The organism is Bifidobacterium sp. W8104 (assembly GCF_016100735.1).
GTDB classification, from domain to species: Bacteria; Actinomycetota; Actinomycetes; order Actinomycetales; family Bifidobacteriaceae; genus Bombiscardovia; species Bombiscardovia choladohabitans.
On record NZ_JACFRW010000001.1, the window covers coordinates 443573 to 468209 of the forward strand.

General features: G+C 64.6%; 17 protein-coding genes. 1 reads left to right on the forward strand and 16 read right to left on the reverse strand.

Features of this window, described 5'->3' with window-relative positions; translation table 11 throughout:
- Positions 1 to 15: 15 nt before the first annotated feature.
- From H3U89_RS01650 to H3U89_RS01665, 4 genes are all read right to left on the reverse strand, one after another.
- On the reverse strand, positions 16 to 4176 hold the full coding sequence (locus H3U89_RS01650) for a DNA-directed RNA polymerase subunit beta' (RefSeq protein WP_198178808.1): 4161 nt from the start codon (positions 4174 to 4176) through the stop codon (positions 16 to 18).
- 88 nt (positions 4177 to 4264) lie between these two features.
- Complete coding sequence (gene rpoB, locus H3U89_RS01655) at positions 4265 to 7831, reverse strand: DNA-directed RNA polymerase subunit beta (RefSeq protein WP_198178806.1); 3567 nt, start codon at positions 7829 to 7831, stop codon at positions 4265 to 4267.
- A gap of 194 nt (positions 7832 to 8025) precedes the next feature.
- Positions 8026 to 8688, reverse strand: coding sequence for a hypothetical protein (locus tag H3U89_RS01660; RefSeq protein WP_198176797.1), 663 nt, complete (start codon positions 8686 to 8688; stop codon positions 8026 to 8028).
- A 30-nt stretch (positions 8689 to 8718) separates the two neighbouring features.
- Positions 8719 to 9753, reverse strand: coding sequence for an A/G-specific adenine glycosylase (locus tag H3U89_RS01665; RefSeq protein WP_415873553.1), 1035 nt, complete (start codon positions 9751 to 9753; stop codon positions 8719 to 8721).
- 111 nt (positions 9754 to 9864) lie between these two features.
- Between H3U89_RS01665 and H3U89_RS01670 the strand changes: the two genes are divergently transcribed.
- Positions 9865 to 10518, forward strand: a complete 654-nt coding sequence (locus H3U89_RS01670; protein ID WP_198176798.1) for a tRNA (cytidine(34)-2'-O)-methyltransferase — start codon at positions 9865 to 9867, stop codon at positions 10516 to 10518.
- Positions 10519 to 10533: 15 nt separating this feature from the next.
- On the opposite strand, the gene H3U89_RS01675 is transcribed toward H3U89_RS01670, so the two are convergent.
- From H3U89_RS01675 to H3U89_RS01730, 12 genes are all read right to left on the reverse strand, one after another.
- On the reverse strand, positions 10534 to 11898 hold the full coding sequence (locus tag H3U89_RS01675) for a PFL family protein (protein WP_198178802.1): 1365 nt from the start codon (positions 11896 to 11898) through the stop codon (positions 10534 to 10536).
- Positions 11899 to 11908: 10 nt separating this feature from the next.
- The gene (locus H3U89_RS01680; RefSeq protein WP_015021435.1) at positions 11909 to 12181 is read right to left on the reverse strand and encodes an ACT domain-containing protein; all 273 of its coding nucleotides are present in this window, start codon (positions 12179 to 12181) and stop codon (positions 11909 to 11911) included.
- Between the two features lie 117 nt (positions 12182 to 12298).
- Positions 12299 to 13561, reverse strand: coding sequence for a galactokinase (gene galK, locus H3U89_RS01685; RefSeq protein WP_198178800.1), 1263 nt, complete (start codon positions 13559 to 13561; stop codon positions 12299 to 12301).
- Positions 13558 to 14841 carry a galactose-1-phosphate uridylyltransferase gene (galT, locus tag H3U89_RS01690; protein ID WP_198178798.1) on the reverse strand — a complete coding sequence of 428 codons (1284 nt, stop codon included), beginning with the start codon at positions 14839 to 14841 and terminating at the stop codon, positions 13558 to 13560. Before galT ends, galK begins: the two co-directional genes overlap by 4 nt.
- Positions 14842 to 14923: 82 nt before the next feature.
- Entirely contained in the window at positions 14924 to 15781 is an 858-nt protein-coding gene (locus H3U89_RS01695; RefSeq protein ID WP_044097693.1) for a DeoR/GlpR family DNA-binding transcription regulator, read from the reverse strand.
- Positions 15782 to 15999: 218 nt separating this feature from the next.
- Positions 16000 to 16743, reverse strand: coding sequence for a polyprenol monophosphomannose synthase (locus tag H3U89_RS01700; RefSeq protein WP_198178796.1), 744 nt, complete (start codon positions 16741 to 16743; stop codon positions 16000 to 16002).
- An 8-nt stretch (positions 16744 to 16751) separates the two neighbouring features.
- Positions 16752 to 18113, reverse strand: coding sequence for an NADH:flavin oxidoreductase/NADH oxidase (locus H3U89_RS01705; protein WP_198178794.1), 1362 nt, complete (start codon positions 18111 to 18113; stop codon positions 16752 to 16754).
- A gap of 88 nt (positions 18114 to 18201) precedes the next feature.
- Entirely contained in the window at positions 18202 to 20487 is a 2286-nt protein-coding gene (locus tag H3U89_RS01710; protein ID WP_232345428.1) for a transglycosylase domain-containing protein, read from the reverse strand.
- Positions 20488 to 20528: 41 nt separating this feature from the next.
- The gene (locus H3U89_RS01715; RefSeq protein ID WP_045935086.1) at positions 20529 to 21248 is read right to left on the reverse strand and encodes a Crp/Fnr family transcriptional regulator; all 720 of its coding nucleotides are present in this window, start codon (positions 21246 to 21248) and stop codon (positions 20529 to 20531) included.
- A gap of 123 nt (positions 21249 to 21371) precedes the next feature.
- Positions 21372 to 22619, reverse strand: coding sequence for a lipoate--protein ligase family protein (locus H3U89_RS01720; RefSeq protein ID WP_198178792.1), 1248 nt, complete (start codon positions 22617 to 22619; stop codon positions 21372 to 21374).
- Complete coding sequence (locus H3U89_RS01725) at positions 22601 to 23545, reverse strand: TM2 domain-containing protein (protein WP_232345430.1); 945 nt, start codon at positions 23543 to 23545, stop codon at positions 22601 to 22603. Before H3U89_RS01725 ends, H3U89_RS01720 begins: the two co-directional genes overlap by 19 nt.
- Positions 23546 to 23575: 30 nt before the next feature.
- A complete protein-coding gene (locus H3U89_RS01730; RefSeq protein WP_198178790.1) occupies positions 23576 to 24619 on the reverse strand; it encodes a 3-isopropylmalate dehydrogenase in 1044 nt (347 codons plus the stop codon).
- Positions 24620 to 24637 lie beyond the last annotated feature (18 nt).

Consider the following 24637-nt stretch of genomic DNA (forward strand, 5'->3'; position numbering starts at 1 on the left):
TGGCCTTGCATGCGCTCACTGGTTGGAGTGCTGGTCCTCCGAGGAGGAGAAGGTGGCTGAACCAGGCTGCTGGGACGGCTTCTGATCGGAGTCACTGCCATCGGCGGCATCCGGGAATCCCGTGCCTGTGGCAGCCGTCTGATCGCCGGCCCCGGCTGACGGATCCTGTACGTTGGGGGTGTCCAGATGGCTCTGGCCACCCTGGTCGTTGAGGAAGTCGTCCGGGTTGAAGTCGTCGCCCAGCTTCAGGTCCCCGAAGTCGATGTTGGAGAAGTCCACATCGTTCAGGTCGGCGTCGCTCAGATCCACGTCGCCGCCACCCAGGCCAAAGTTGGGATAGATGGTGTCGCGGATTGCCTTGTCGGGCTCCACGGTGGCGTTGCGGTACCTGGCCAGGCCGGTGCCGGCAGGGATCAGCTTGCCGATGATCACGTTCTCCTTGAGGCCCTTCAGGTCGTCGACCTTCTGGTTCAGGGCGGCCTCGGTGAGCACGCGGGTCGTCTCCTGGAAGGAGGCGGCCGACAGCCAGGAGTCGGTGGCCAGGGAGGCCTTGGTGATGCCCATGAGCTCGGGGCGTCCTGCGGCCGGCTTGCCTCCGGCCTTGACGGCCTTCATATTGGCGGCCTTGAACTTGGCCTGGTCGACCAGCTCGCCGGGCAGCAGGTCGGTGTCGCCCGAGTCGATGACCGTCACACGGCGGAGCATCTGGTGGACGATGACCTCGATGTGCTTGTCGTGGATGTCCACGCCCTGGGAGCGGTAGACCGTGTGCACCTCGTTGACGATGTTCACCTGGGCGGCGCGCGGGCCGAGGATGCGCAGGATCTTCTTGGGATCCACGGAGCCCTCGATCAGCTGGGTGCCTGCCTCGACGTGCTGTCCATCCTTGACCATCATGGGCGCACGGCGGGTGACCGGGTAGGTCAGCGCCTCCACGGAGGTGTCGTCGGGGGTCAGGGTCACCTGACGGCCGCGGTCGGTATCCTCCACCTTGACGGTGCCGGGGAACTCCGCGATGGGAGCCTCGCCCTTGGGGGTACGGGCCTCGAAGAGCTCGGTGACACGGGGAAGACCCTGGGTGATGTCGGAGGCCGAAGCCACACCGCCGGAGTGGAAGGAACGCAGCGTCAGCTGGGTGCCGGGCTCGCCGATGGACTGGGCGGCCACAATACCCACGGCCTCGCCGACGTCCACCAGCTTGTTGGTGGCCAAGGACCAGCCGTAGCACTTGGCGCACACCCCGCGGGTGGACTCGCAGGTCAGGACCGAACGGGCCTTGACCTCCTCCACGCCGTGGGCGACCATGTCGCGAAGCACATCCATGGACAGGGCATCGCCGCGCTTGTAGAGCACGGTCTTGCCGTCCTTGGGGTCGATGACATCAGCTGCCAAGAGCCTGGAGTAGGGTCCGCCGTCGGCGGCCTTGACCAGGACCAGGTTGCCCTGCTCGTCGCGCTCGGCCACCTTCATGGTCAGACCGCGCATGGTGCCGCAGTCCTCCTCGCGCACGATCACGTCCTGGGAGACATCGACCAGACGACGGGTCAGGTAGCCCGACTCGGCGGTACGCAGTGCGGTGTCGGCCAGACCCTTGCGGGCACCGTGCTGGGAGATGAAGTACTCCAGCACCGACAGACCGTCGTGGTAGTTGGACTTGACCGGTCGAGGAATGATCTCGCCCTTGGGGTTGGCCACCAGGCCTCGCATACCGGCGATCTGGCGGATCTGCATCCAGTTGCCTCGTGCCCCGGACTGGACCATGATGTTCACGTTGTTGTCCGGAGTGAAGTGCTTCTGCATGGCGTCAGCCACCTTGTCGGTGCATTCGGTCCACAGGTTGATCAGCTCCTGACGGCGCTCCTCGTCGGTCAGCAGACCCATGTCGTACTGGGAGTTGACCTTGGCGGCCTGCCCCTGGTACTCGTTGACGATCTCGCCGCGCTCGGGCGGCACCACGATGTCGGAGAAGGCCATGGTCACGCCGGACCACTGGGCCCGGGTGAAGCCCAGATCCTTCAGGGCATCCAGGGTGGCCGCCACCTGGGCGGTCGAGTACCGGGTGGCGATGTCGTCCACGATGCCGGACAGCTTGCCCTTGGGTACCTGCTCGTTGATGAAGGGGTAGTCCACAGGCAGCGTCCGGTTGAACAGGACCCGCCCATAGTTGGTGGCGAAGAGCCTGGAACCGTCCTTGAAGACCTCCTCCTTGACCACGTCAGGGCTGCCGGGCTCAGGGTCGACGACCTTGAGGTCACCGGGCTTCCAGTCCTTGGGCATGACGAAGTCGGCGGGCACCCGAAGCAGGATCTTGGCCTGCATGTCGATCTCTCCCAGATCCAGAGCCATCCGGGCCTCGGCCAGGCTGGAGAAGATCCGGCCCTGGCCCTTGGCACCGTCAACCACGGTGGTCAGGTAGTACAGACCCAGAATCATGTCCTGGGAGGGCATGGTGACCGTATGGCCGTCGGCGGGCTTGAGGATGTTGTCGGAGGCCAGCATGAGCGAACGGGCCTCAGCCTGGGCCTCTGCCGACAGGGGCAGGTGGACTGCCATCTGGTCGCCGTCGAAGTCGGCGTTGAAGGCCGCGCAAGCCAGCGGGGGCAGGTGGATGGCCTTGCCCTCGACCAGGATGGGCTCGAAGGCCTGGATGCCCAGACGGTGCAGCGTAGGCGCACGGTTGAGCAGGACGGGGTGCTCGGAGATGACCTCCTCCAGCACGCCCCAGACCTCGGGGTCGCCGCGGTCGACCAGACGCTTGGCGCTCTTCATGTTCTGCGCGTAGTTGAGGTCCACCAGCCGCTTGATGACGAAGGGCTTGAAGAGCTCCAGGGCCATGGGCTTGGGCAGGCCGCACTGGTGCATGCGCAGGGAGGGCCCGACCACGATCACGGAACGGCCGGAGTAGTCCACACGCTTGCCCAGCAGGTTCTGACGAAAGCGGCCCTGCTTGCCCTTGAGCATATCTGCCAGGGACTTCAGGGGACGGTTGGAGGCTCCTGTGACGGGGCGGCCACGACGGCCGTTGTCGAAGAGGGAGTCCACAGCCTCCTGGAGCATGCGCTTCTCGTTGTTGAGCATGATCTCGGGGGCGCCCAGCTCGATCAGACGCTTGAGCCTGTTGTTGCGGTTGATGACGCGCCGGTAGAGGTCGTTCAGGTCGGAGGTGGCGAAACGGCCGCCGTCCAGCTGCACCATGGGGCGCAGGTCGGGCGGAATGACCGGGACGACATCCAGGACCATGGCCTCGGGCTTGTTGCCGGTGTTCAGGAAGGCGGAGACCACCTTGAGCCGCTTCAGGGCACGGGCCTTGCGCTGGCCCGAGCCGGTGTCGATCTCGTGGCGGAGCTCCTTGGCGGCAGCCTCCAGGTCGAAGTCCTGCAGGCGCTTCTTGATGGCCTCGGCACCCATGCAGCCCTCGAAGTAGTCACCATAGCGGTCCTGCATCTCCCGCCACAGATCCACATCGCCTTCCATGTCGCCGGGCTTCAGGGTCTTGAAGCGGTCGAAGACGGCGGTGATCCGCTGGATCTGGTCGTCGTAGCGCTTGCGGATGGCGGTCATGTCCCGCTCGGCCCCGTTGCGCAGACGTGCCTTCATGGAGCCCTTGACCTCGTCGGTCTTCTCCAGCTCGGCCAGGTCCTCCTCCAGCTTCTTGGCGCGCTTGTCGATCTCCAGGTCGCGCTTCTTCTCCAGCTGGTTGATTTCGTTGTCGAACTCGTCCTGCAGGTCAGGCAGATCCTTGTGGCGCTGCTCCTCATCCACCTTGGTGACCATGTAGGCCGCGAAGTAGATGACCTTCTCCAGGTCCTTGGGCGCGATGTCCAGCAGGTATCCCAGCCGGGAGGGCACGCCCTTGAAGAACCAGATGTGGGTGACGGGGGCGGCCAGCTCGATGTGGCCCATACGTTCGCGGCGGACGCGGGAGCGGGTGACCTCAACGCCGCAGCGTTCGCAGACGATCCCCTTGAAGCGCACGCGCTTGTATTTGCCGCAGGCGCATTCCCAGTCGCGGGTGGGTCCGAAGATCTGCTCGCCGAACAGGCCGTCCTTCTCGGGCTTCAAGGTACGGTAGTTGATGGTTTCGGGTTTCTTGACCTCGCCATAGCTCCAGCCGCGGATGTCGTCGGCCGTGGCCAGTCCGATTCTCAGTTTGTCAAATGCATTGACGTCCAGCACTCTGTGTCCTGTCTCTGATCTTGTAACTGCTCTGAAGTTTGCCTCTTGGCGGGATGCCCTTCAGGCGGGCATCCCTGTGACTGGTGGTTCAGCGGTACTCCGGCTCGGGAGCGGACTGGTCGGCCTTGGCGGCGGCGTCCGGACGGGCACCGATGTTGAAGCCCAGGTCGTCGGAGGCGGCACTGGGGTCGTCGTCCTCGTCCTTCATCTCGATGACGTTGCCTTCCGCGTTGAGCACCTCCACGTTCAAGGAGAGCGACTGCATCTCCTTGAGCAGCACCTTGAAGGATTCGGGGATGCCGGCCGCCGGCAGGTTCTCCCCGCGCACGATGGCTCCATAGGCCCGGACGCGGCCGTCCACGTCGTCGGACTTGGTGGTCATCATCTCGTGCAGGGTGTAGGCGGCGCCGTAGGCCTCCAGGGCCCAGACCTCCATCTCGCCGAAGCGCTGGCCGCCGAACTGGGCCTTGCCGCCCAGGGGCTGCTGGGTGATCATGGAGTAGGGACCGGTGGACCGGGCGTGAATCTTGTCGTCGACCAGGTGGTGGAGCTTGAGCATGTACATGTAGCCCACGGAGATGGGCTTGGTGAAGGGCTCGCCGGTGCGGCCGTCGTAGAGCACGGCCTTGCCGTCGTCGCCCACCAGGCGCTCGCCGTCACGGTTGGGCAGGGTGGTCTTGAGCAGACCGTTCAGGGCGTCCTCACGCACGCCGTCGAAGACCGGGGTGGCCACGGCGGTGCCGGGCTCGGCCTTCTCGGCACCTGCCGGGATGTGCTTCTTCCACTCGGCCTCCAGGTCGGGATCCAGACTGATGTCCCAGCCGGAGTGGGCGATCCACCCCAGGTGGAGTTCCAGGACCTGTCCCAGGTTCATACGGGAGGGCACGCCCAGCGGGTTGAGCATGATGTCGATGGGGGTGCCATCGGCCATGAAGGGCATATCCTCCTCGGGCAGGATCCTCGAGATGACGCCCTTGTTGCCGTGGCGGCCCGAGAGCTTGTCGCCCTGGGTGATCTTGCGGTGCTGGGCTATGTAGACCCGGATCATCCGGTTGACGCCGTTGGGTAGCTCGTCGCCGTCCTCCTCGGCATCCTCGCGGGTGACCTCCTTGACCTCGATGACCGTACCGGTCTCACCGTGGGGCACCCGCAGGCTGGTGTCGCGCACCTCGCGGCTCTTCTCGCCAAAGATGGCCCGCAGGAGCCGCTCCTCGGGAGTCAGCTCGGTCTCGCCCTTGGGGGTGACCTTGCCGACCAGGATGTCCCCGGCCTCGACCTCGGCGCCGATGCGGATGATGCCACGTTCGTCCAGGTTGGCCACAGCGTCCTCGCCCACGTTGGGCAGGTCGCGGGTGATCTCCTCGGCGCCCAGCTTGGTCTCGCGGGCGTCGGTCTCGTACTCCTCGATGTGGATGGAGCTCAGGGTGTCGTCCTGGACCAGCCGCTGGGAGATGATGACGGCGTCCTCGTAGTTGTAGCCGTTCCAAGGCATGAAGGCCACCAGGACGTTCTTGCCCAGGGCCATCTCGCCCTTCTCGGTGGCGGGTCCGTCAGCCAGGACCGTGCCGGCCTCGACCCGCTCCCCGTCCTCGATCAGGGGGACCTGGTTGTAGCAGGTGGTCTGGTTGGACCGCTGGAACTTGGCCAGCTTGTAGGAGGACTGGGTGCCGTCGTCGTTCATGACGCGGATGATGTCGGCGGAGACGTAGGTGACCACGCCCGGCTTCTCGGCCAGGATGACATCGCCCGAGTCGATGGCGGAGCGCCACTCGGAACCGGTGCCCACCAGGGGACGCTCGGACTTGACCAGGGGGACGGCCTGACGCTGCATGTTGGTGCCCATCAGTGCTCGGTGGCCCTCGTCGTGCTCCAGGAAGGGGATCAGGGAGGCACCCACCGAAACCATCTGCCGGGGGGAGACATCCATCAGATCCACCTGGGAGACGGGCACATCCTTGGCCTCGGCCTCGGCATCACGGACCAGGGCCTCGTCCTCGACGAAGTGTCCGGTCTCGTCTATCTCCTGGTTGGCCTGGGCGATGGTGTGCTCGGACTCCTGGTCGGCGGTCATGTAGACCACGTCGTCGGTCACCTGGCCATCGATGACCTTGCGGTAGGGGGTCTCGATGAAGCCGAAGGGGTTGACCCGGGCGAAGGTGGCCAGGGAGCCGATCAGACCGATGTTGGGGCCTTCAGGGGACTCGATGGGGCACATGCGTCCGTAGTGGGAGGGGTGCACATCGCGCACCTCCATGGAGGCGCGGTCGCGGGACAGGCCGCCGGGGCCCAGGGCCGAGAGACGACGCTTGTTGGTCACGCCGGCCAGCGGGTTGTTCTGATCCATGAACTGGCTCAGCTGGGAGGTTCCGAAGAACTCCTTGATGGTGGCATTGACCGGGCGGATGTTGATCAGGGACTGCGGGGTGATGGCCTCCGCGTCCTGGGTGGTCATCCTCTCGCGGACCACACGCTCCATACGGCTCAGGCCGGTGCGCAGCTGGTTCTGGATCAGCTCGCCCACCTGACGGATGCGGCGGTTGCCGAAGTGGTCGATGTCGTCCACGTCCACCCGCAGCTCGATGTCCTTGCCGTCGCGGCGGCCGGGGAAGGTCTGCCCGCCGGCATGCAGGGTCACCAGGTACTTCAGGGTGGCGATGATGTCCTCGGGATGCAGGCTGCGATCGTTGAAGTCGGCCTCAAGCCCAAGCTTGCGGTTGATCTTGTAACGACCGACCCGGGCCAGGTCGTAGCGCTTTGTGTTGAAGTAGAAGGAGTCCAGCAGGTTGCGGCCGGCCTCGGGCGAGGCGGTGTCAGCAGGACGGATCTTGCGGTAGAGGTCGGTCAGGGCCTCGTCCTGGGTCTCGATGGTCTCCTTCTCCAGGGCATCCAGAACCAGCGGGTAGCCCTTGAAGGCCTTGCGGATCTGCGGCTTGGTCATGCCGATGGCCATGAGGAAGACGATGGCGGACTGCTTGCGCTTGCGGTCCACGCGCACGCCCAGCACATCGCGCTTGTCGATCTCGAACTCCAGCCAAGCGCCCCGGCTGGGGATGATTTTGGCCCCGAAGATCTCCTTGTCGGAGTTGCGGTCCTGGGTACGGTCGAAGTAGACGCCCGGGGAGCGGACCAGCTGGGAGACGATGACGCGCTCCGAGCCGCCGATGATGAAGGTGCCGTGGGGGGTCTGCAGCGGGAAGTCGCCCATGAAGACGGTCTGCGACTTGATCTCGCCGGTGTCCCCGTTCTCGAACTCGGCGTTCACGTACAAGGGGGCGGAGTAGGTGTAGTCCTTCTCCTTGCACTCCTGGACCGTGTGCCGGGGCTCCTCGAAGTAAGGATCCGAGAAGGTCAGGCTCATGGTCTGGGCGAAGTTCTCAATTGGAGAGATCTCCTGGAAAACCTCATCCAGGCCGGAGACGGGGGCCACGGTATGGGTCCCGTTGACCTGATCCTGTTCAACCCGCTTCTTCCAGCGGTCATTGCCGACCAGCCAGTCGAAGCTATCGGTCTGCACGCCCAGGAGGTAGGGCACCTCGATGGGTTCGCGGATGGATCCGAAATTGACACGATCGGTGGCCTTGTGCAGTTTGATGTCGTGTTCGTCAGCGCGTGCCTGCGTGGCGGTGGTACTACTTACAGCTTTATTGGCAGCCAAAATGGACGTTCCTTATCGCTCGCCGTACTCGATCATTCCTGTTACCCCAGGGAGATGCCGAATGGCCGCCATATGCCTATTCGCGGGCATCTCCTCGATGATGCATGCCCGCTATATGACACACCTCATGCAAAGACAAAACTATAGCAGACAAGGACTCTGAACGCAATCGGCGTGTCGTTTTGAAAAAGCTGCTATTGGACCATTACCGGCACTGGCTGGGAGACCACGTGCGAATCGGCCTTGAGCACCAGCTTGGCCTGGTAGGAGCCGGCCTTGACCCGAGGCAGCTTCTGGTCGGGCTGACAGCTCTCCTGGCTCCTGTCGGCATGCCAGGTGATGGTCTGCACGTCCTTGTCGCCGGTGGCCATGAGCAGGGTGCGGGCCCCCACCGGGCAGGCATCGGAGCGCCAGACGGTATCCTGACCGCTGGTGATGACCAGCACCCGGCCGCCGTCGGAACCGTCCACCAAGCATGAACCCGTTCCCTTGTGCCGGATGGTCACCGTGAAGTCGATGGATCCACCGACCCCAGTGCTGGGATCGGGCGCAGCCAGCTCCAGAGCCAGATCCCCCTTGTCGCAGTCAGGAGCTCCGGAGGAACGCTTCTTGCCCGCGTCCTTCTTCTCATCCTTGCCCTGCTTGTCCTTGTCCTTGGATTTGGTCTTTGCTTCCTGCTGGGCGCTGGTCGAGGCTCCCTGCCCCCCATCGCCTCCCCGCAGGGCTCTGATGCCGGCCCCCACGCCCCAGACCAGACCAGCACAGACCAGTAGGAAGAGCACCGCCAGCAGGGCTGCCGCAATCCTCCGGCGACGGTACATCCGCCGCTTCTTCTCGCTCATGCGTCGCTTGGCCATACTTGTCCAGTCTAATCGCCGGGGCGGCCTTCACTGCGGCAGACTCAGGCGGCCGTCCTGGCCGATCTCCAGAAGGCCGTCCTCGTCCAGGGAGGCGATGCACCGATCAAGTCGGATTTCGTCCTCGCACAGGGATTTCAGGTCCTTTCTGGAGACGGGTGCGCCCGAAGCCCGCCGCAGGGCCTGAAGGATGGCACCGCGGACCTGCCGGTCGGTGCCTACGAAGCGCTGCCGGGGCCTGGTCCTGCCTGCGCCCAAACCAGGCAGTCCAGCCTTGAGAAAGCGGCAATGGCCGGCCAAAGGGCAGATGTCGCAGGCCGGCTTGCGGGCCATGCAGACCGTGGCGCCCAGCTCCATGACGGCCTGGTTCCATCGGGCAGAGGGCGACTCCCGCCAGGCTGCCGACCTGACCTTCGGATCAGCCAGCCCCAGACGACCACTATCCCCCTGGGCACCGCTGTCCTCGGCATCGACATCCTCCTGCCCTCCGTCGCCGGTACCAGCACTCTCCTGCCCTTCGTCCTCGGGCAGGACCTGCCAGGCCAGCCGGCGCTCCTCTCGGCTGGCAGCGCCCCCCGTGGATTCGCGCCCCAGAAAGACCCTGGAGAGCACCCTGCGGATATTGGTGTCGATGACGGCGATCCTCTCGCCGTAGGCAAAGCTCATGACAGCGCTGGCCGTGTAGTCGCCGATGCCGGGCAGGGCCACAAGCCGGTCGTAGTCACGGGGCAGCCGGTCTGCGTACCGGCCGGCCACCTGCTTCGCGCACTCCTGAAGGCGCAGGGCCCGGCGCGGGTAGCCCAGCCGACCCCAGGCCGTGATGACCTCGGCCTTGGGTGCAGCGGCCAGGGAGGCCGCATCCGGCCATACCTTCATCCAGGCCGTCCAGTAGGGCACCACCCGGCTCATCTGGGTCTGCTGGCTCATAACCTCGGAGACCAGAACCCCCCAGGGCGTGGTTCGTCCGAAGCGCCAGGGCAGATCGCGGGCGTATCGGCTCCACCAGTCGAACAGCCGCAGGCGGATGGGCTCCGTCTCCGCCAAGACCGTATCCGCGTTCACCATGGTCACACCACCCTTCGCCATCCGACTCTGCCTCATTCAACCGCCGTATTCTGCCCGACGGTGCCGACCGGCACTGCCCGGCCTGTCGGTTGGCGACGGTAGGTTGGCCTCATGAACAGGCAGGAGCAGGTGCGGCCCGGCGACCCCTCGAAGGCCGTCGAAAGCATGTACGAGTATGGATACCGCAAATCGAACTATGGTCCCGACGAGCTGGTCACCGACGCCCACGGCAACCCCATCTCCGTGGTGGACGCCATGATGAAGGCCGATCAGGCCAGCCGGGTCAAGACCTCCACGCCCCACCTGTGCTACTACTCGCCACGAATCCCCGGCAACACCGGCTCAGCCATCCGCCTGTGCGCCGTGACCGGCACCATCCTGCACCTGATAGAGCCCCTGGGCTTCAACCTCAAAGACACCAAGCTGCGCCGGGCAGGCCTGGACTACCACGACATGGCCCACGTGGTCCTGCACCCGGACTTCGACGACCTGGTCCGCTCCATGCCCGACAGCCGGATCATCGCCTTCACCGCCCACGCCGACAAGCTCTACACCGAGGTCGACTACCGGCCGGACGACATCCTCCTATTCGGCCCCGAGCCCGGCGACATCCCCGACCCAATGGACATCATGGCCGGCCCCCACGTGGCCGAACAGGTCAGGCTGCCCATGCGGCCCAGCCTGCGCAGCCTGAACCTGACCAACTGCGCCTCCATAGCCATCTACGAAGCCTGGCGGCAGCTGGGATTCCAAGGCGGCCGCTGAACACCGCGAACGCGCTCAGTTCTTGAAACTGTGGATGGGCGCCGGGATGTGTCCACCCCGATTGACGAAGTCCGCGCAGGAGCGGGTATTGACGGGCACGACCGGGCCGCCGCCCATGAGCCCGCCGAACTCGGCCCATTCGCCCACCTCCTTGCCGATGACAGGAATGACCCTGACTGCGGTGGTCTTCTGATTGATCATGCCGATGGCCGCCTCGTCGGCGATCAGGCCGGAGATGGACTCCGCGGAAGTGTCCCCGGGAATGGGAATCATGTCCAGCCCCACCGAGCAGACGCAGGTCATGGCCTCAAGCTTCTCCAGGGTCAGGCTCCCCTCTTGCGCAGCCTGGATCATGGCGGCGTCCTCGGACACGGGGATGAAGGCCCCGGACAGCCCACCCACCGAGCTAGACGCCATGATGCCGCCCTTCTTGACCTGATCGTTGAGGATGGCGAGTGCGGCGGTAGTTCCCGGGGCGCCCACCTGCTCCAGGCCCATGGTCTGCAGGACCTCGCCCACCGAGTCTCCGACAGCCGGGGTGGGCGCCAGGGACAGGTCGATGATCCCGAAGGGCACGTCCAAGCGGCGGCTGGCCTCCTGGGCCACCAGCTGCCCCACCCGGGTGATCTTGAAGGCCGTGCGCTTGATGGTCTCGCAGAGCTGCCCGAAATCCGCTCCCTTGGCGGATTCCAGGGCGGTCTTGACCACGCCGGGCCCGGAGACCCCCACGTTGATGACGGCCGACCCCTGGCTGACCCCATGGAAACCGCCGGCCATGAAGGGGTTGTCATCCGGGGCGTTGCAGAAGACCACCAGCTTGGTGCAGCCGGAGCTGTCCGAGTCGGCGGTGCCCTCGGCAGTGGCCTTGACGACCCGGCCCATCAGGGCCACGGCGTCCATATCGATGCCCGTTCTGGTGGAGCCCACGTTGACACTGGCGCAGACACGTTCCGTCTGGCTCAGCGCCCTGGGCAGGGACTTGATCAACAGCCGCTCGGCCGGGGTCATGCCCTTGCCGACCAGCGCCGAGTAGCCGCCAATCAGGTTGACCCCGACCTCCTGGGCCGAGCGGTCCAGGGCCTTGGCCACAGCCACATAGTCCTCCACCGTGTGGCAGGCTCCGGCGGCCACCAGGGAGATGGGGGTGACGGTGATGCGCTTGTTGACGATGGGAATGCCGTATTCGCGGGCGATGGAGTCCCCGGTGGACACCAGGTCGCCGGCCAGGGAGACGATTTTGCGATGAATGTTCCGGCAGAGCATGTCCACATCCTGGCTGGCGCAGTCCAACAGGCTGATGCCCATGGTGATGGTGCGCACGTCCAGGCGCTCCCGGTCGATCATGTCGTTGGTCTCCAGGACCTCGTCACGTGTGATCATGGCTGCCTCCTCAGACCCGGTGCATCCTGGTGAAGATCTCCTCGCGCTGGCAGCGGATGGAGACTCCGATGTCCTCTCCCAGGGATTCCATCCGCTGGCTCAGTGCATCGAAATCATCCCGGCAGGCCGTGCAGTCCACGATCATCATCATGGTGAAGAAGCCGTCCAGAATGGTCTGCGAAATGTCCAGCACGTTGACACCCTGCTGGGAGAGGTCTGTGCAGACCTTGCCGATGATGCCGATGGCATCCTTGCCCACCACCGTGATGATTGCCTTGTCCATGACCGTCCTCCTCATCCACCTCACCCTTGACCGGACCCCCCCTGAAAATCGGGACCCCGCTCCCCCAGCTTAGAGGAGCGCCGGGAGAAGCGGGGTCGTAGAGGTCTGCAGCCTGATTCAGGATTCGCGCGCGGCCGCCGAGGAGGGCAGGGCGATCAGGGCTCTGGGGGCCTTGAATCCCCTGGAGCCGAATCGTTCGGCGATGTCGCAGGCAAGATCGGAGCCCTTGCCGGATTCAGCCAGGGCGATGATGGATCCGCCGAACCCGCCGCCGGTCATGCGAGCCCCGTAGGCCCCGCCCTGCCTTGCCGCGTCCACGGCCTCGTCCAGCTCCGGGCAGGTGACCTCGTAGTCGTCCCTCAAGGAGTCATGGGAGGCGTTGAACAGGCGGCCGGCCAGGACGTAATCGCCCCTGCCGAAGGCCTCGATGAAGCGGTCCACCCTTCCTATCTCGCTGACGACGTGACGGACCCGCCGACGCATGGTCTCATCGGGCAGCTGCTCCAGCAGGGCAGCCAGGGCGGATGGCGGATCAGCGGCGCCATTGACCTTGTCAGCCGCCTGGCGCAGGTTGGCCACCCCCAGCAGACGGGCGGCCTGCTCGCAGGTGGCCCGCCGCTGATCGTATTGACCATCGTTGAGCTGGTGCTGGGCCCTGGTGTCGACGACCAGCAGCTCCAGGCCGGCAGCCTGCAGATCGAAGGGAACCTGCCGCACGTTGCTCATGGCATCCAGTTCCGGCCGGCAGTCCAGCCGCAGGGCGCAGCCGGATCGACAACGCATGGCGGCGCTCTGATCCATACCGCCGGTGGATGCGCCGGCCATATCGTTCTCAGCCGTGACGGCAGCCTGGATCAACCTGACCCGGCCAGCCTCGTCACCGCCCAGCCCCAGAGCGAACAGGTCATCCAGGGCCAGGGCCACGGCACAGGTCATGGCCGCCGAGGAGCTCAACCCGGACCCCACGGGCACACAGGAGGCCAGGGCCAGGTCGAACCCACGGACCTGGGGGAAGCCATCCCGCTGCAGGGCCCAGGCCACTCCGACCGGATAGGCCGCCCAGCCGCTCACCCCCCGGGCCTGAAGCCCATCCAGGTCAGCCTGGACCGGATGCTCCGGATCCATGGTGGAGACCAGGCGGACCCGACTGTCCGTCCTGGGGCTGGCGGCCACATAGGTACGGGTGGGCAGGGCGATGGGCAGGCAGAGCCCGGCGTTGTAATCCGTGTGCTCACCGATCAGATTGACCCGGCCGGGGGCGCTCCAGACACCCTGGGGATCCTGGCCATAGACCTTTTGGAAGAGCTCGCGGGCCTTGGTCGCCCCTTGGCCGTCAGCGCCCTGGGTCCAGGCCTGTATGAATTGAACTGTCGTCGTCATTTATTCTCTCCATTCCCCAGATCCAGGGACCCCAGCTGGCGGAAACGATCGGCGATCCGCTCGGGGGTGGTATCCGACACCCAGGCAGCCATGCCTGACTCGGACCCGGCAAGATACTTGATTTTGTCCACGGCACGACGGAAGGAGAAGAACTGCAGGTTGAGTCGGTAGTCCTCACGCCGCGGATCGTGCAGCGGAGCCTGGTGCCAGGCGGCGATGTAGGGCAGATCCATACCCTTGCCGTCTCCCTTGTCGAAGAAGGCATTGCCCCGCTTGAGCAGGGTGGAATACATGACGGCCAGATCCCAGCGCTCCTGGTCGTTGAGCTGGTCCAGGCTCAGGATTCCGTCACGGACGGGGGCCATGTGGACCTCCAGGGGCCAGCGGGCAGCGGCGGGCACATAGGCAACCCATGTGGCGTTGCGGAAGACGACACGTGTACCGGAGTCCAGCTCGGCCTTGAGGATGTCCGCCAGCAGGTTGCCGCCGGTGCGTTCCTTGTAGGCGGCGCACTGCCTCAACTCCTGCTCCAGCCGGGGGGCGATGAAGGGGTAGCAGTAGATCTGTCCGTGGGGGTGGGCCAGGGAGACGCCGATCTCCTGGCCGTGGTTCTCGAAGGGGAAGATCTGTTCGATGCCCTCCATGGTCGAGATCTCAGCAGTGCGGAAAGCCCAGGCCTCCACCACCGTCCGCAGACGGGAGACCGGCAGATCGGCAGGGAGGGCGTGCTCGTCAGGGTCGAAGCAGACCACCTCACAGCGTCCGTTGGCCTCGCGTACCGGCCATAGAGGGTTGCCATCCACCAGGGAGGACTGGTTGGCCGCCTGCGTATTGGGCACCTGCATCATGGAGGGGAAGCGGTTCTCGAAGACGGCCACGTTGTAGTCCACATCGGGGATCTCCCCATCCTGGTAGGGGTCTCCGAGCTTTCTGGCGGCCAGGGGGTTGCCCTTGGCGGTGGCCTGTGGACCGGCGGTGATGGGCCGGTTCATCCGGGCTGTGGCCATGGGGATCCAGTCTCCGGTCAGAGGGTCCCGGCGCATCTGCGGCGGCTGGAAGGGCACCGTCCTGCCCTCCTGATCCTGATGGGGGGCGAACCGGTCGGTCAGCGGACGAGGATCGTCCAGACGCCTGGTCCTGCGGCCGGAGACGTACTCAGGATCATCGTCCAGGTAGAAGAACCGACGCCCGTCGGCCAGCCTGGTGGGGGTGATGCGGATGTGCTCCCTGGCGTAGTCGCCGGGAACATACCGTTGGGGGACATACTGCTCTGACTTCATGCTGCTCCTTCATCGTCCGTGATGATTGACAATCCATGGCAACCCGCTATGACAACCTGCGCACCCTTGAGCAACTGGTCGATCATTGAACCTGGGCCTCGGTCCCGTCGGAGGACCCCTCTTGAGCCTGGCCTTCCTCGGGGTTGACCGGCACCAGAACCAGTCGCTTGACCAGGGACCTTGTGGCCTCGGCCGACTCCTGGTCCAGCTGGTCGTCGGTGATGACTGTGTCCACCTGGTCGAAGGAGGCGAACAGGGACAGGGAGGTGCAGCTCCACTTGGTGTGGTCGGTCAGGATGATGGTCCGGTCGGCGATGTCCATCAGGGCCATATCCGTGGCCGCCTCCAGGGAGTTAGGCATCAGGAAGCCGCGGGGTATGGAGACCGAGTGGGTCCCCAGGAAAACCGTGTTGACCCGCAGGGAGGCGATGACCTTGTCTGCAATGGGACCTACCAGGGAGTTGGACCGGGTAATTACACCGCCGGTGACGATGACCTCCACATCCTTGCTCTCCATGGCCTGGACCAGTTCGGCCACGGGTATGGAATTGGTCAACAGGGTCACGCCCGCGCACTGGCGACTCTCCAGCAGGTGCTGGGCAAAGACATAAGCCGTGGTCCCTCCCCCGATGGCGATGACGTCGCCCGGGGAGACGTAGTCGATGGCATGACGGGCGATGGTGTCCTTGAGGCCCATGTCCATCTGCGACTTGACCGAGAAAAGCGGCTCAGCCAGAAGCGAGCTGGTGGTGACGGCCCCTCCGTGGACCCTCTTGAGCAGGCCCTTGTCCGCCAGGTCGGCAATGTCACGGCGGATGGTCATGGCGGAGACCCCCAGCTCCTTGGAGAGGGCGGTTATACGGACTGCGCCACGAGTACGCAACCGGTTCAATATCAGGTGTTGGCGTTGTGACGATATCATTCGAACATTATCGCACACATTCGCCCAAATTGGCAAGCCGGCTATCGGACTGCGGTCGCCATCACGAAGCAGGGGCGAAAAATCGACATTTTTCAGGTGCTGGAACCATTCTTCCATACATCTGAGGCCTGCCGGAGCTCTTGCAGGAATCCATCCATCAAGGCGCAGTTTATCCTTCAGGGCTCAAATAACGCTGCTGGGTCGCTTATGAAAGCGAACACGAATGTGAGCCCATGTCAGTTTCGACGGGTCAACCGTGCAAGTCCCCACAAGGTCACCTGGGCCATGGCCTCCAGCACAATCCCGGCATCCATCTTCGAACTGCCGCGAACCCGCTCCACAAAGACTATCGGCACTTCGACTACGCTGACACCCATGGCCTGGACTCGACGCAGCATATCCACCTGGAAGACGTATCCGCTGGATCGAACCCTTCCCAGATCGATCCGTCTCAGCACGTCCGCTCGATAGACCCGCAGGCCGGCGGTCATGTCCCTTACCGAGGACCCCAGGGCGGTGCGGGCATACCAGGATCCCGCACGGGAGATCAGATCCCGATACCAGGGCCAATGTTGGGTGCGGCCTCCGCGCACCCGGCGCGAACCGATGACCAGGCCCGGATGTGCATGGCCTCGGGCCACTGCCAGCATCCTGGCCAGATCCTGGGGCCGATGGGATCCATCCATGTCCATCTCGCAGATCAGGTCATAGCCTTGATCCAGCGACCAACGGAACCCCTGCACGTAGGCTGGACCCAACCCACGACGGGCATGCCGATGGATGACGTGCACGCGAGGATTGCGACTGGCCACATCCTCGGCCAGGGCACCGGTGCCGTCCGGTGAGTTGTCGTCGACGACCAGGACATCGACCTCGGGGCAGCAATCCAAGATCTGAGGGAGGGTCACCCCAATGTTGTCGGCCTCCTGGTAGGTGGGCATGACCACAACGGTCCCCGCTCCGCCGCGAACAACGTCCATGGCCGCTCTCAGCGTGCGATGCCGTAGGCCCCGCGCCGGTAAGGCTCAGGGTAGGGGGCCTGCTGAGCGGACAGCCCCAGTTTGTAGGCGGCCCTGAGCGGCCAGTAGGGGTCGCGCAGGCTGGCTCGACCGATCTCGACCGCATCGGCCAGGCCCTTGCGCACGATCCGGTCGGCCTGCCTGGGCTTGGTGATCAGTCCCACCGCCGTGGTGGGAATCAGCACCTGGCTGCGAACCTGGTAGGAGAAGGGCACCTGGTAGTTGGGGGCGGCTGGAATCTTCACACCTGGGACCAGACCCCCGGTGGAAACGTCAATCAGGTCCACCCCGTGCAGCTTGAGCACCTTGGCAGTGCGGATGGTCTCGTCCAGGCCCCATCCGCCAGTGGCCCAGTCGGTGGCGGACATGCGCACCAGCAGGGGCATCCCCGAAGGAATGACCTCGCGCACGGCATCGGTCACCTGGATCAGCAGGCGCATCCTGCCGGACAGGTCGCCCCCGTACTCGTCGTTTCGTCGGTTGATCAGGGGATCGAGGAATTGGGAGAGCAGGTAGCCGTGGGCGGCGTGCAGCTCCACTCCCAGGAAGCCAGCTTGAACGGCTCGCACGGCAGCAGAGCGGAAGTCGGCCACAATGGAGGCTATCTGAGCGCGTGAGAGCTGGACCGGGACCGCCATCCTGCCAAAGGCGATGGGGCTGGGGCCCACAGGCTGCCAGCCGCCCTCGGCCACAGGCACGGTGGCGTTGATGTAGCCCATGGAGGAGCACCCGGAGGAACCCTTGCGCCCCGAGTGGTTGAGCTGAACGATGGGCACCGCCCCAGCGGCCTTGACATCACGGACGATGCCCTGCCAGGCCCTGGTCTGCTCGTCGTTCCACAGTCCCACATCGCAGGGCGAGATCCGCCCCTGGGGATTGACGGCAGTGGCCTCCCCGATGACGACTCCGAAGCCGCCCAGGGCCCGGGACACATAGTGCTGGTAGTGGAAGTTGGTAGGAACCCCGTCGTGCCGCAGGGCCGAATAGGTGTCCATGGGCGGCATCCAGATCCTGTTGCGGATATGCTGGTCGCGCAGTTCCATGGGCTGGAAGAGCGCAGGCAGGGCCATCTCATGCCTTCTGCCTGATTTTGATTTCCCAGCCTTTTTGACCCTCTTGTCTTTCTTGCACTTCTTGGCCGATTTGACCCCTTTGGCAGCCTTGCCGGCCTTTTTCTTTCCGTCAGCGGCACCCGGCTCAAAGGGCCAGATCGGTTTGGACACATCCAGCCTGCCAGAGCCGCTCACCGGCCCCGGCATCGCCTGATCCTCCTTGACCCGGCCGTCGGCCTGAGGGGCCTTGTCATCCAGCTCTGAATATTCCTGGACCATCAGTTCCTGCCTCTCCCGGCGGGCGGCCGCACCCCTCGTGGTCCGCCCGTTGACGAATCCCTCATGGTCTCCATTGTAGGCACAGGCCCTAGTCCTCTGGCGAATCCACCGTCTGGGACTGGTCCTGACCGGTCCCCTGGTTGCCCTGCTGTCCCCCCTGGCTGTGACGGTAGCTCTGCCGCTGTCTTCCCGAGGACCGTTGCTGCGACTGCTGGGATGGCTGAGGCTGCTGGACCCCGCCGGTGAACCGGGGGTCGGGATTGCCGTAGGAGTTGTCCGGCTGGATATTGGCTGCGGCCAGGTAGGTGTTCATGAAGTCCTTCCAGGCCGGTGTGGCGATATACATGCCGTACCAGGTGTGCATGGACCTTCCGTTGATGGTCCTGTTGGTGAAGGAGACCTGACCCTCCGCATTGCCCACGGTGACGAAGGCGGCCACCTGGGGCACGAATCCGCCGGTCAGCATGTACTTGTCCTCATGGGTGCCGGTCTTGGCGAAGGTCTTGCGTCCCCCGTCCAGCTGGGTCGTGGATGCCTCGCCTCCTGGCTGGACAACGCCCTGGTTGAGTGCATAGGCGGCGGTCTCGGCGATGCCCGGATCGATGGCCTGATGGCAGTTGGCCTTGGGCACCTTGACGGACTTGCCGTTCTTGTCGATCACCTTGGTCATGGCTATGGGGCTGCAGGCCACCCCCTTGGCGGCGATGGTGGCGTAGACGTTGGCCATGGTCAGCGGGGAGGCCTGGACCGCACCAATGACCATAGGCGGCTGGAAGGTGTTGACCGAGTGGATGTCCATCTGATCCTTGGGCGAATTGTGGTAGCCCATCTCCTTGGCCGTGTCGGCTATGGTGCACAGACCGATCTGCTGGGCCATGGAGGCCTGGGTGGTGTTGTGCGAACGCACCAGACCCTGCAGGGGGGTCTCCGGAGATGTGGTGCCGCCGCCGGAGTTCTCCACATGCCAACTGCCGGTGCCGAACCCGTAGGGGGTGCCGTCCGCCATCTTGCAGGCGAAGGAGGTCTGAGGGTAGCTGGTGGAGGTGCGCAGGGGCTGGTTGATGGATTTGCCGGCCTTCATCCAGGACACCAGGTTGATGGGCTTCCAGGTCGATCCCACAGGGAAACCCCAGCCACCGCCGTCGACCTGATCCACAGCGTAGTTGATGGCCGTGCGTGTGCCGCCGCCCGAGTCCTGGGTGGCATCGTAGATGCGGTTGATGCCGAAGCCCAGGACCTCGCCTGTGCCCGGGCGGATGGAGGCTATCGTGACCTCGAAGCCGCTTCGATCATCGACGGGGATGGTGTCCCGGGCCGCCTTCATGGCTGCAGCGTTGGCGTTGACGTCCATGGTGGTGTAAATATCCAGGCCGCCCTCCTTGAGGAGCTTGTTGCGCTCCTCCTGGCTCTTGCCGAACTCCTTGGAGTTGAGGATCTGCTTGGTCACGTAATCGCAGAAGAAGGCTGCGTCCCCAGCCGCCTGGCATCCGGCATCGACCGACTGCACGTGCAGCATCTGGTCCAGAGGCTTGGCCTTGTTCTCGTCATACTGGCGCTGGGTGATGTAGTTCTCCTGACGCATCAGATCCAGGACGATGTCCCGTTGCTCCTGGGAGGCCTTGATATTGACGGTTGGATCGAAGCGGGCGGGATTCTTGGTCACGGCGGCGATGGTGGCGGCCTCGCCCGGATCCAGGTCCTTGGCCGACTTGCTGAAGTAGCGCCTGGCCGCCGACTCAACCCCGTAAACGTTGGTGCCGAACTGGGCTATGTTCAAATACCCTTGAAGAATCTCGGCCTTGGAGTACTTCTTCTCCATCTGCACCGCAATCAGCATCTCCCGCATCTTGCGGGCTATGGTCTCCTCCTGGGCGTGGTACTCGGCGATGGGGTCGTTGTTCTCCTCAGCCTGGCTCATGAGCACATTCTTGACATACTGCTGCGTCAGGGAGGAGCCACCCTGGGTGTCGCCCTGTTTGATGTAGGTCTGGATGAAGGCCCTGAGCACGCCCTGGGTGTCCACGCCGGCATGCTCGAAGAAACGACGGTCCTCGCGGGCCACCACGGCCTTCTGCATGTAGTCGGAGACGTCCTTGATGGGCACCACGATCCTGTTCTGCGCATAGAAGGTGGCGATGACCGTATGCCCGTCGGAGGCGTAGAGGCGGGACTGCTGGGGCAGATCGTTGACGTTGAAGTCGATGTTGTCCGTCTTCAGGGCAGGCATCAGATTCCTGGAGGCGGCGTTGATGCCGAAGACAGCGGGGAACAGGAAACCAGAGACGACCACGCCACCTGCGACGCAGAAGATGAGGTAAGCCAGCAGCAGCGTGAAGAAGCGCCTGACCGACATGGATTTCTTTTGTTCGGGCATGGTCTCCATCCTAGGCCGTCGGCTCTACCGAACAGTGGCGTTCACATGCGCGAGCGTCGAATCAGCGGTCCGGGCTGGAAAATGATGATGGTGCGGCCCTTGCGAGATATCCATCCCCGGTTGGAGAAGTCCATCAGAGCCTTGTTGACGGTCTCTCGTGAGGCACCGACCAGCTGGGCCAGCTCCTCCTGAGTCAGGTCGTAAGGAACCATCAGCCCCTGCTCGAAGGGTTCGCCGAAGCGTGTGGCCAGATCCAGCAGGGTCTTGGCCAGGCGGGCCGGCACGTCCAGGAAGACCAGGTCGGAGATGCGCTCGTTGTCGGTCCGCAGGCGGTGGGCCAGCACCTGAAGCATGTCCACAGCCACCTTGGGATGCTGGTTGAGCCAGTCGAAGAGGGCATCGTGGTCCAGGGCAGCCACCTTGGTCTTGTTGACCATGACAACGGCCGAGGCGGTACGCGGCCCGCCGGAGGGGTCAAAGACGGGAATCTCGCCCAGGATCTCCCCGCGCCCGTGGATGCTGAGCAGCTGGATGCGACGGTCGGGTGACTGGCGGACCAGCTTGACCCGGCCCTCCTCCAGCAGATACATGCGGTGGTCGGTGTCCCCCTGTCGAAAGACCGTGGACCCCTTGGCGTAGGTGGACTCGTGCATGCTGTCCAAAAGCTGGTCGGCGTCCTGTCTGGGCACCTGTTTGAATAGGGCGGTCTGCCTGAGGGCGTTCCCGTCATCGGGAATCTCGTTGGGCTTGTGAACCGCCATACTCCGCACTCCTTTTCGCCATGTCTGGCGGGTCTGCACCGACTCACGCATGGTTGATGACCTCACGCCGGGTTCGACGCGACTGAGCACGATTATACCCACACATATCAACCCCTTGCCGGGTCAGGCGATCTGGGCGGTCCACTCCTCACGGCCGTAGCGTTGCCGGGCCAGAGTGCGGGCCCGCTGCTCGACCTCGGGCGCTGGACTGGATATGTGCAGATCCGCCACCAGGGAGGGCAGGGTATCCAGAAGGGCATCGATCAGGGATTGACGGGACAGAATGGTCTGCCTGTCGATGGGGTCCACTCGACTTCTGACCGAGGTCACGGCCTTGTCACGGAACTTCTCCGGGTCCACGTTGAGCACCTGGGCCATCAGATCGGCATCCACCGAATAGGAAAGCGTGGTGTGGTGGAGCAGCCCGCCCGGTCCGCGGGAGCCTGCCGGCAGCCTGCGCTGGGCGGCGCCACCCATCTTGCCCCGCGGGGAGGCGATGTCATTCATGCCCTGCCAGCCCGCCTGGATCCCCAGCATGCGCAGACCACGAACCAGCCAATAGTCGCAGATACGGTAGGAGTCGATCAGGTCGGCCCCTTTGACGAAGTCCAAGGGCAGATAGAGGGAATAGGTGATGGCCCGGTCGGGCTGAATGACCATGGTGCCACCGCCCGTGCAGCGGCGAACCAGGGTAAAGCCCAGACTGCGTGCCCGCTCGACGTGGACCTCCCGGCTCAGGGACTGGAAACGCCCCAGGATCACCGCCGGCGCCGCCCAGTTCCAGATGCGCAGGGTGGGCGGCAGCCGGCCCTGGGCCACGGCGTCATTGAGAGCCTGGTCCATGGCCATCTGCATGACCGGCTGACGTGGACGGTCCCTGATCAGGTCCAACTCCAGGCCGGACCAACGGCGGCGGCATTCGGCCTCATCCGGTTGGGACTGCCTGGAAGAGGGCTGGCCCGGCGCTGACGAGAGTTGGTCTGGATCGCCTTGTCTGCGAATGACCAGCCCATCCGGCAGGGCACGCTCCAGCGCGGTCACCAGGGTCCATGGGGACACACCGACCACCCGTTGACCGTCCCCTTCTGCCATGACCCTGTCCAGCCTTTCCAGAGCCAGACCAGGGTCCAAGGGCAACGGGAGGTCGCAGATTGCGGATTCCAGCCGGAATACAGGCCCATGATCCCCCGCGGATTCCTGAGAGGCTGCCGGGGCTGGCTCCGTGAAGAAATCGCCGTCAATCCTGCATGAGGCGATGAACGGGCGGGAGTCGGATCCCCGGCCCAGGGTCAGGGTTACGGCCGCCAGTTTGCCGCCCATCTGCTTGCCGACGCCGCGCAGACGGGCCGGATTCAATCCGTCAGCTCCCATCCGCGTGCGTCACGATGCCAGAAGGAGCCGGTCGAGGATGTCAGAATCAGGATGCCTTCGATAAGCCCCCAGATTATGGCGATGGTCGGCCCGATGAAGAAGAAGAGGAAGCCGATCAGTGTGAGCATGAGCTGGGCCACGCCCCGCCCGGTCCTGCCCAGGTAGAAGTTGCCCACGCCGAAGCAGCCCAGAAAGATGCTGAGCAGACCGGCTGCAAGCTTGCTGTGCGGGGTAGGCGATATGGGATAGGGGCCACTGCCGTTGGGGACAGCCCCGGGGTAACCGCCCTGGGGCATGCCCGGGTAGGGCCAGGGCATGGAGGTCTGCGGCGGATACGGCCCGCCAGGATACTGATTGCCGGGATACGGGCCTGCCGGGTATTGATTTCCCGGGTACCCACTCGGCGGGTATTGGCCGGACGGATACTGGCCGGGATAGCCCGGTCCCGGCTGATATGGCCTTTGAGGATACTGACCGCCAGGATACCGGCCACCGGAATACTGTCCAGCAGGAAATTGCTGACCGGTTGGATATTGCTGACCGGTTGGATAACCGGCGGTCGGATACTGATTGGGCCGGTAGGGCCCTGCCTGATAGGCCCCTGGATATTGGCCGCCATTCTGAGGGTCGAACGGGTATCCGGCATTGGCCGTCTGGCCTGTCGGATACCCACCATAAGGGTTCTGACCGGAGGAATACTGACCGGCCTGATAGGGGCTCTGATTCCCGACGCCAGCATCATGACCAGCAGGATAACCCTGAGCCTGCCGCTGACCGTCAGCCGCCCCGGCAGGAGCATCCCCACCGGCGGGCTCCTGCTGCTCGGGCGGTTTCTGCGGGGAGGGGGAGGAGCCGAAGCCAGAATTTCCTGTCGGCGTATCGCTGGGCTGCCGGTCGTCCGGCTGGGGGGCATCATCCATAGTCATGTCTTCCAGTCTAACCGCCAACCGGCCCGATCACAGACGGGCAAGAATATCCCTGCCGATCTGCTCGGTGCTCCTCTGGGTGGAGCCGGAGCGCTCGATGTCATCCTCCACGGCCCGCTCAATGCTGGCCGCCTCGTCCTCGAAGCCCAGATGGTCCAGGAGCATACCCGCCGAGAGGATGGCCGCCGTGGGGTTGGCGATCCCCTTGCCGGCGATGTCGGGAGCGGACCCGTGGATGGGCTCGAACATGGATGGGTAGGTGCCCGAGGCGTTGATGCAGCCGGAGGCCGAGTAACCCACGCCTCCCACCACAGCTCCTGCCTCGTCCGTGAGGATGTCGCCGAAGAGGTTGTCGGTCACGATCACGTCGAAGCGACTGGGCTCGGTCACCATGAATATGGTGGAGGCGTCGATGTGCAGATACTCGCGCTCCACATCGGGATACTCCTGGCCCACATGGTCGACCAGTCGCTGCCACATGTCTCCCGCATTGGTCAGCACGTTCTTCTTATGGACCAGCGTCAGGCGGCGGCGACGCTTCATGGCCAGCTGGAAGGCGTAGCGGATGACCCGTTCCGCCCCGTAAGCAGTGTTGATGGAGACCTCGGTAGCCACCTCCTGGGGAGTGCCCCGGCGAATGGAGCCGCCGGCCCCGGCGTAGAGCCCCTCGGTACCCTCCCGCACGACCACGAAATCGATGTCGCCCGGGTCGGCCAGGGGCGACACCACCCCCTTGTAGAGCTTGGAAGGCCGCAGATTGACGTACTGGTCCAGCTCGAAACGCATTTTGAGCAGCAGTCCACGCTCCAGGATGCCGGCCTTGATGCGGGGGTCGCCGATGGCCCCCAGGAGGATGGCGTCCTGCTGCTTGAGCCGGTCCAGGTCCTCGTCTGGCAGAACGGCTCCATCACGCAGGTAGCGCTCCGCGCCCAGGTCAAAGTCCTCGTAACGAATGTCGGCCTTGCCCCGGGTGACCTTCTCCAGAACGGCCTGAGCCTGGGGAACAATCTCCTTGCCGATGCCGTCACCGGCAATGACCGCAATGTGATATGTTTTCTGCTTGCTATTTGTCATACCCCGAGCATAACGAGA

What these genes read in the sequence shown, in the direction of transcription:
- H3U89_RS01715 (WP_045935086.1), bottom strand. Translation starts at nt 21,248, where the DNA reads ATGGCGGTTCACAAGCCCAACGAGATTCCCGATGACGGGAACGCCCTC.
- H3U89_RS01680 (WP_015021435.1), bottom strand. Translation starts at nt 12,181, where the DNA reads ATGGACAAGGCAATCATCACGGTGGTGGGCAAGGATGCCATCGGCATC.
- H3U89_RS01705 (WP_198178794.1), bottom strand. Translation starts at nt 18,113, where the DNA reads ATGGTCCAGGAATATTCAGAGCTGGATGACAAGGCCCCTCAGGCCGAC.
- H3U89_RS01710 (WP_232345428.1), bottom strand. Translation starts at nt 20,487, where the DNA reads ATGCCCGAACAAAAGAAATCCATGTCGGTCAGGCGCTTCTTCACGCTG.
- galT (WP_198178798.1), bottom strand. Translation starts at nt 14,841, where the DNA reads ATGAAGTCAGAGCAGTATGTCCCCCAACGGTATGTTCCCGGCGACTAC.
- H3U89_RS01725 (WP_232345430.1), bottom strand. Translation starts at nt 23,545, where the DNA reads ATGACTATGGATGATGCCCCCCAGCCGGACGACCGGCAGCCCAGCGAT.
- H3U89_RS01675 (WP_198178802.1), bottom strand. Translation starts at nt 11,898, where the DNA reads ATGATCACACGTGACGAGGTCCTGGAGACCAACGACATGATCGACCGG.
- H3U89_RS01730 (WP_198178790.1), bottom strand. Translation starts at nt 24,619, where the DNA reads ATGACAAATAGCAAGCAGAAAACATATCACATTGCGGTCATTGCCGGT.
- H3U89_RS01660 (WP_198176797.1), bottom strand. Translation starts at nt 8,688, where the DNA reads ATGGCCAAGCGACGCATGAGCGAGAAGAAGCGGCGGATGTACCGTCGC.
- H3U89_RS01670 (WP_198176798.1), top strand. Translation starts at nt 9,865, where the DNA reads ATGAACAGGCAGGAGCAGGTGCGGCCCGGCGACCCCTCGAAGGCCGTC.
- H3U89_RS01720 (WP_198178792.1), bottom strand. Translation starts at nt 22,619, where the DNA reads ATGGGAGCTGACGGATTGAATCCGGCCCGTCTGCGCGGCGTCGGCAAG.
- galK (WP_198178800.1), bottom strand. Translation starts at nt 13,561, where the DNA reads ATGACGACGACAGTTCAATTCATACAGGCCTGGACCCAGGGCGCTGAC.
- H3U89_RS01700 (WP_198178796.1), bottom strand. Translation starts at nt 16,743, where the DNA reads ATGGACGTTGTTCGCGGCGGAGCGGGGACCGTTGTGGTCATGCCCACC.
- H3U89_RS01665 (WP_415873553.1), bottom strand. Translation starts at nt 9,753, where the DNA reads ATGGTGAACGCGGATACGGTCTTGGCGGAGACGGAGCCCATCCGCCTG.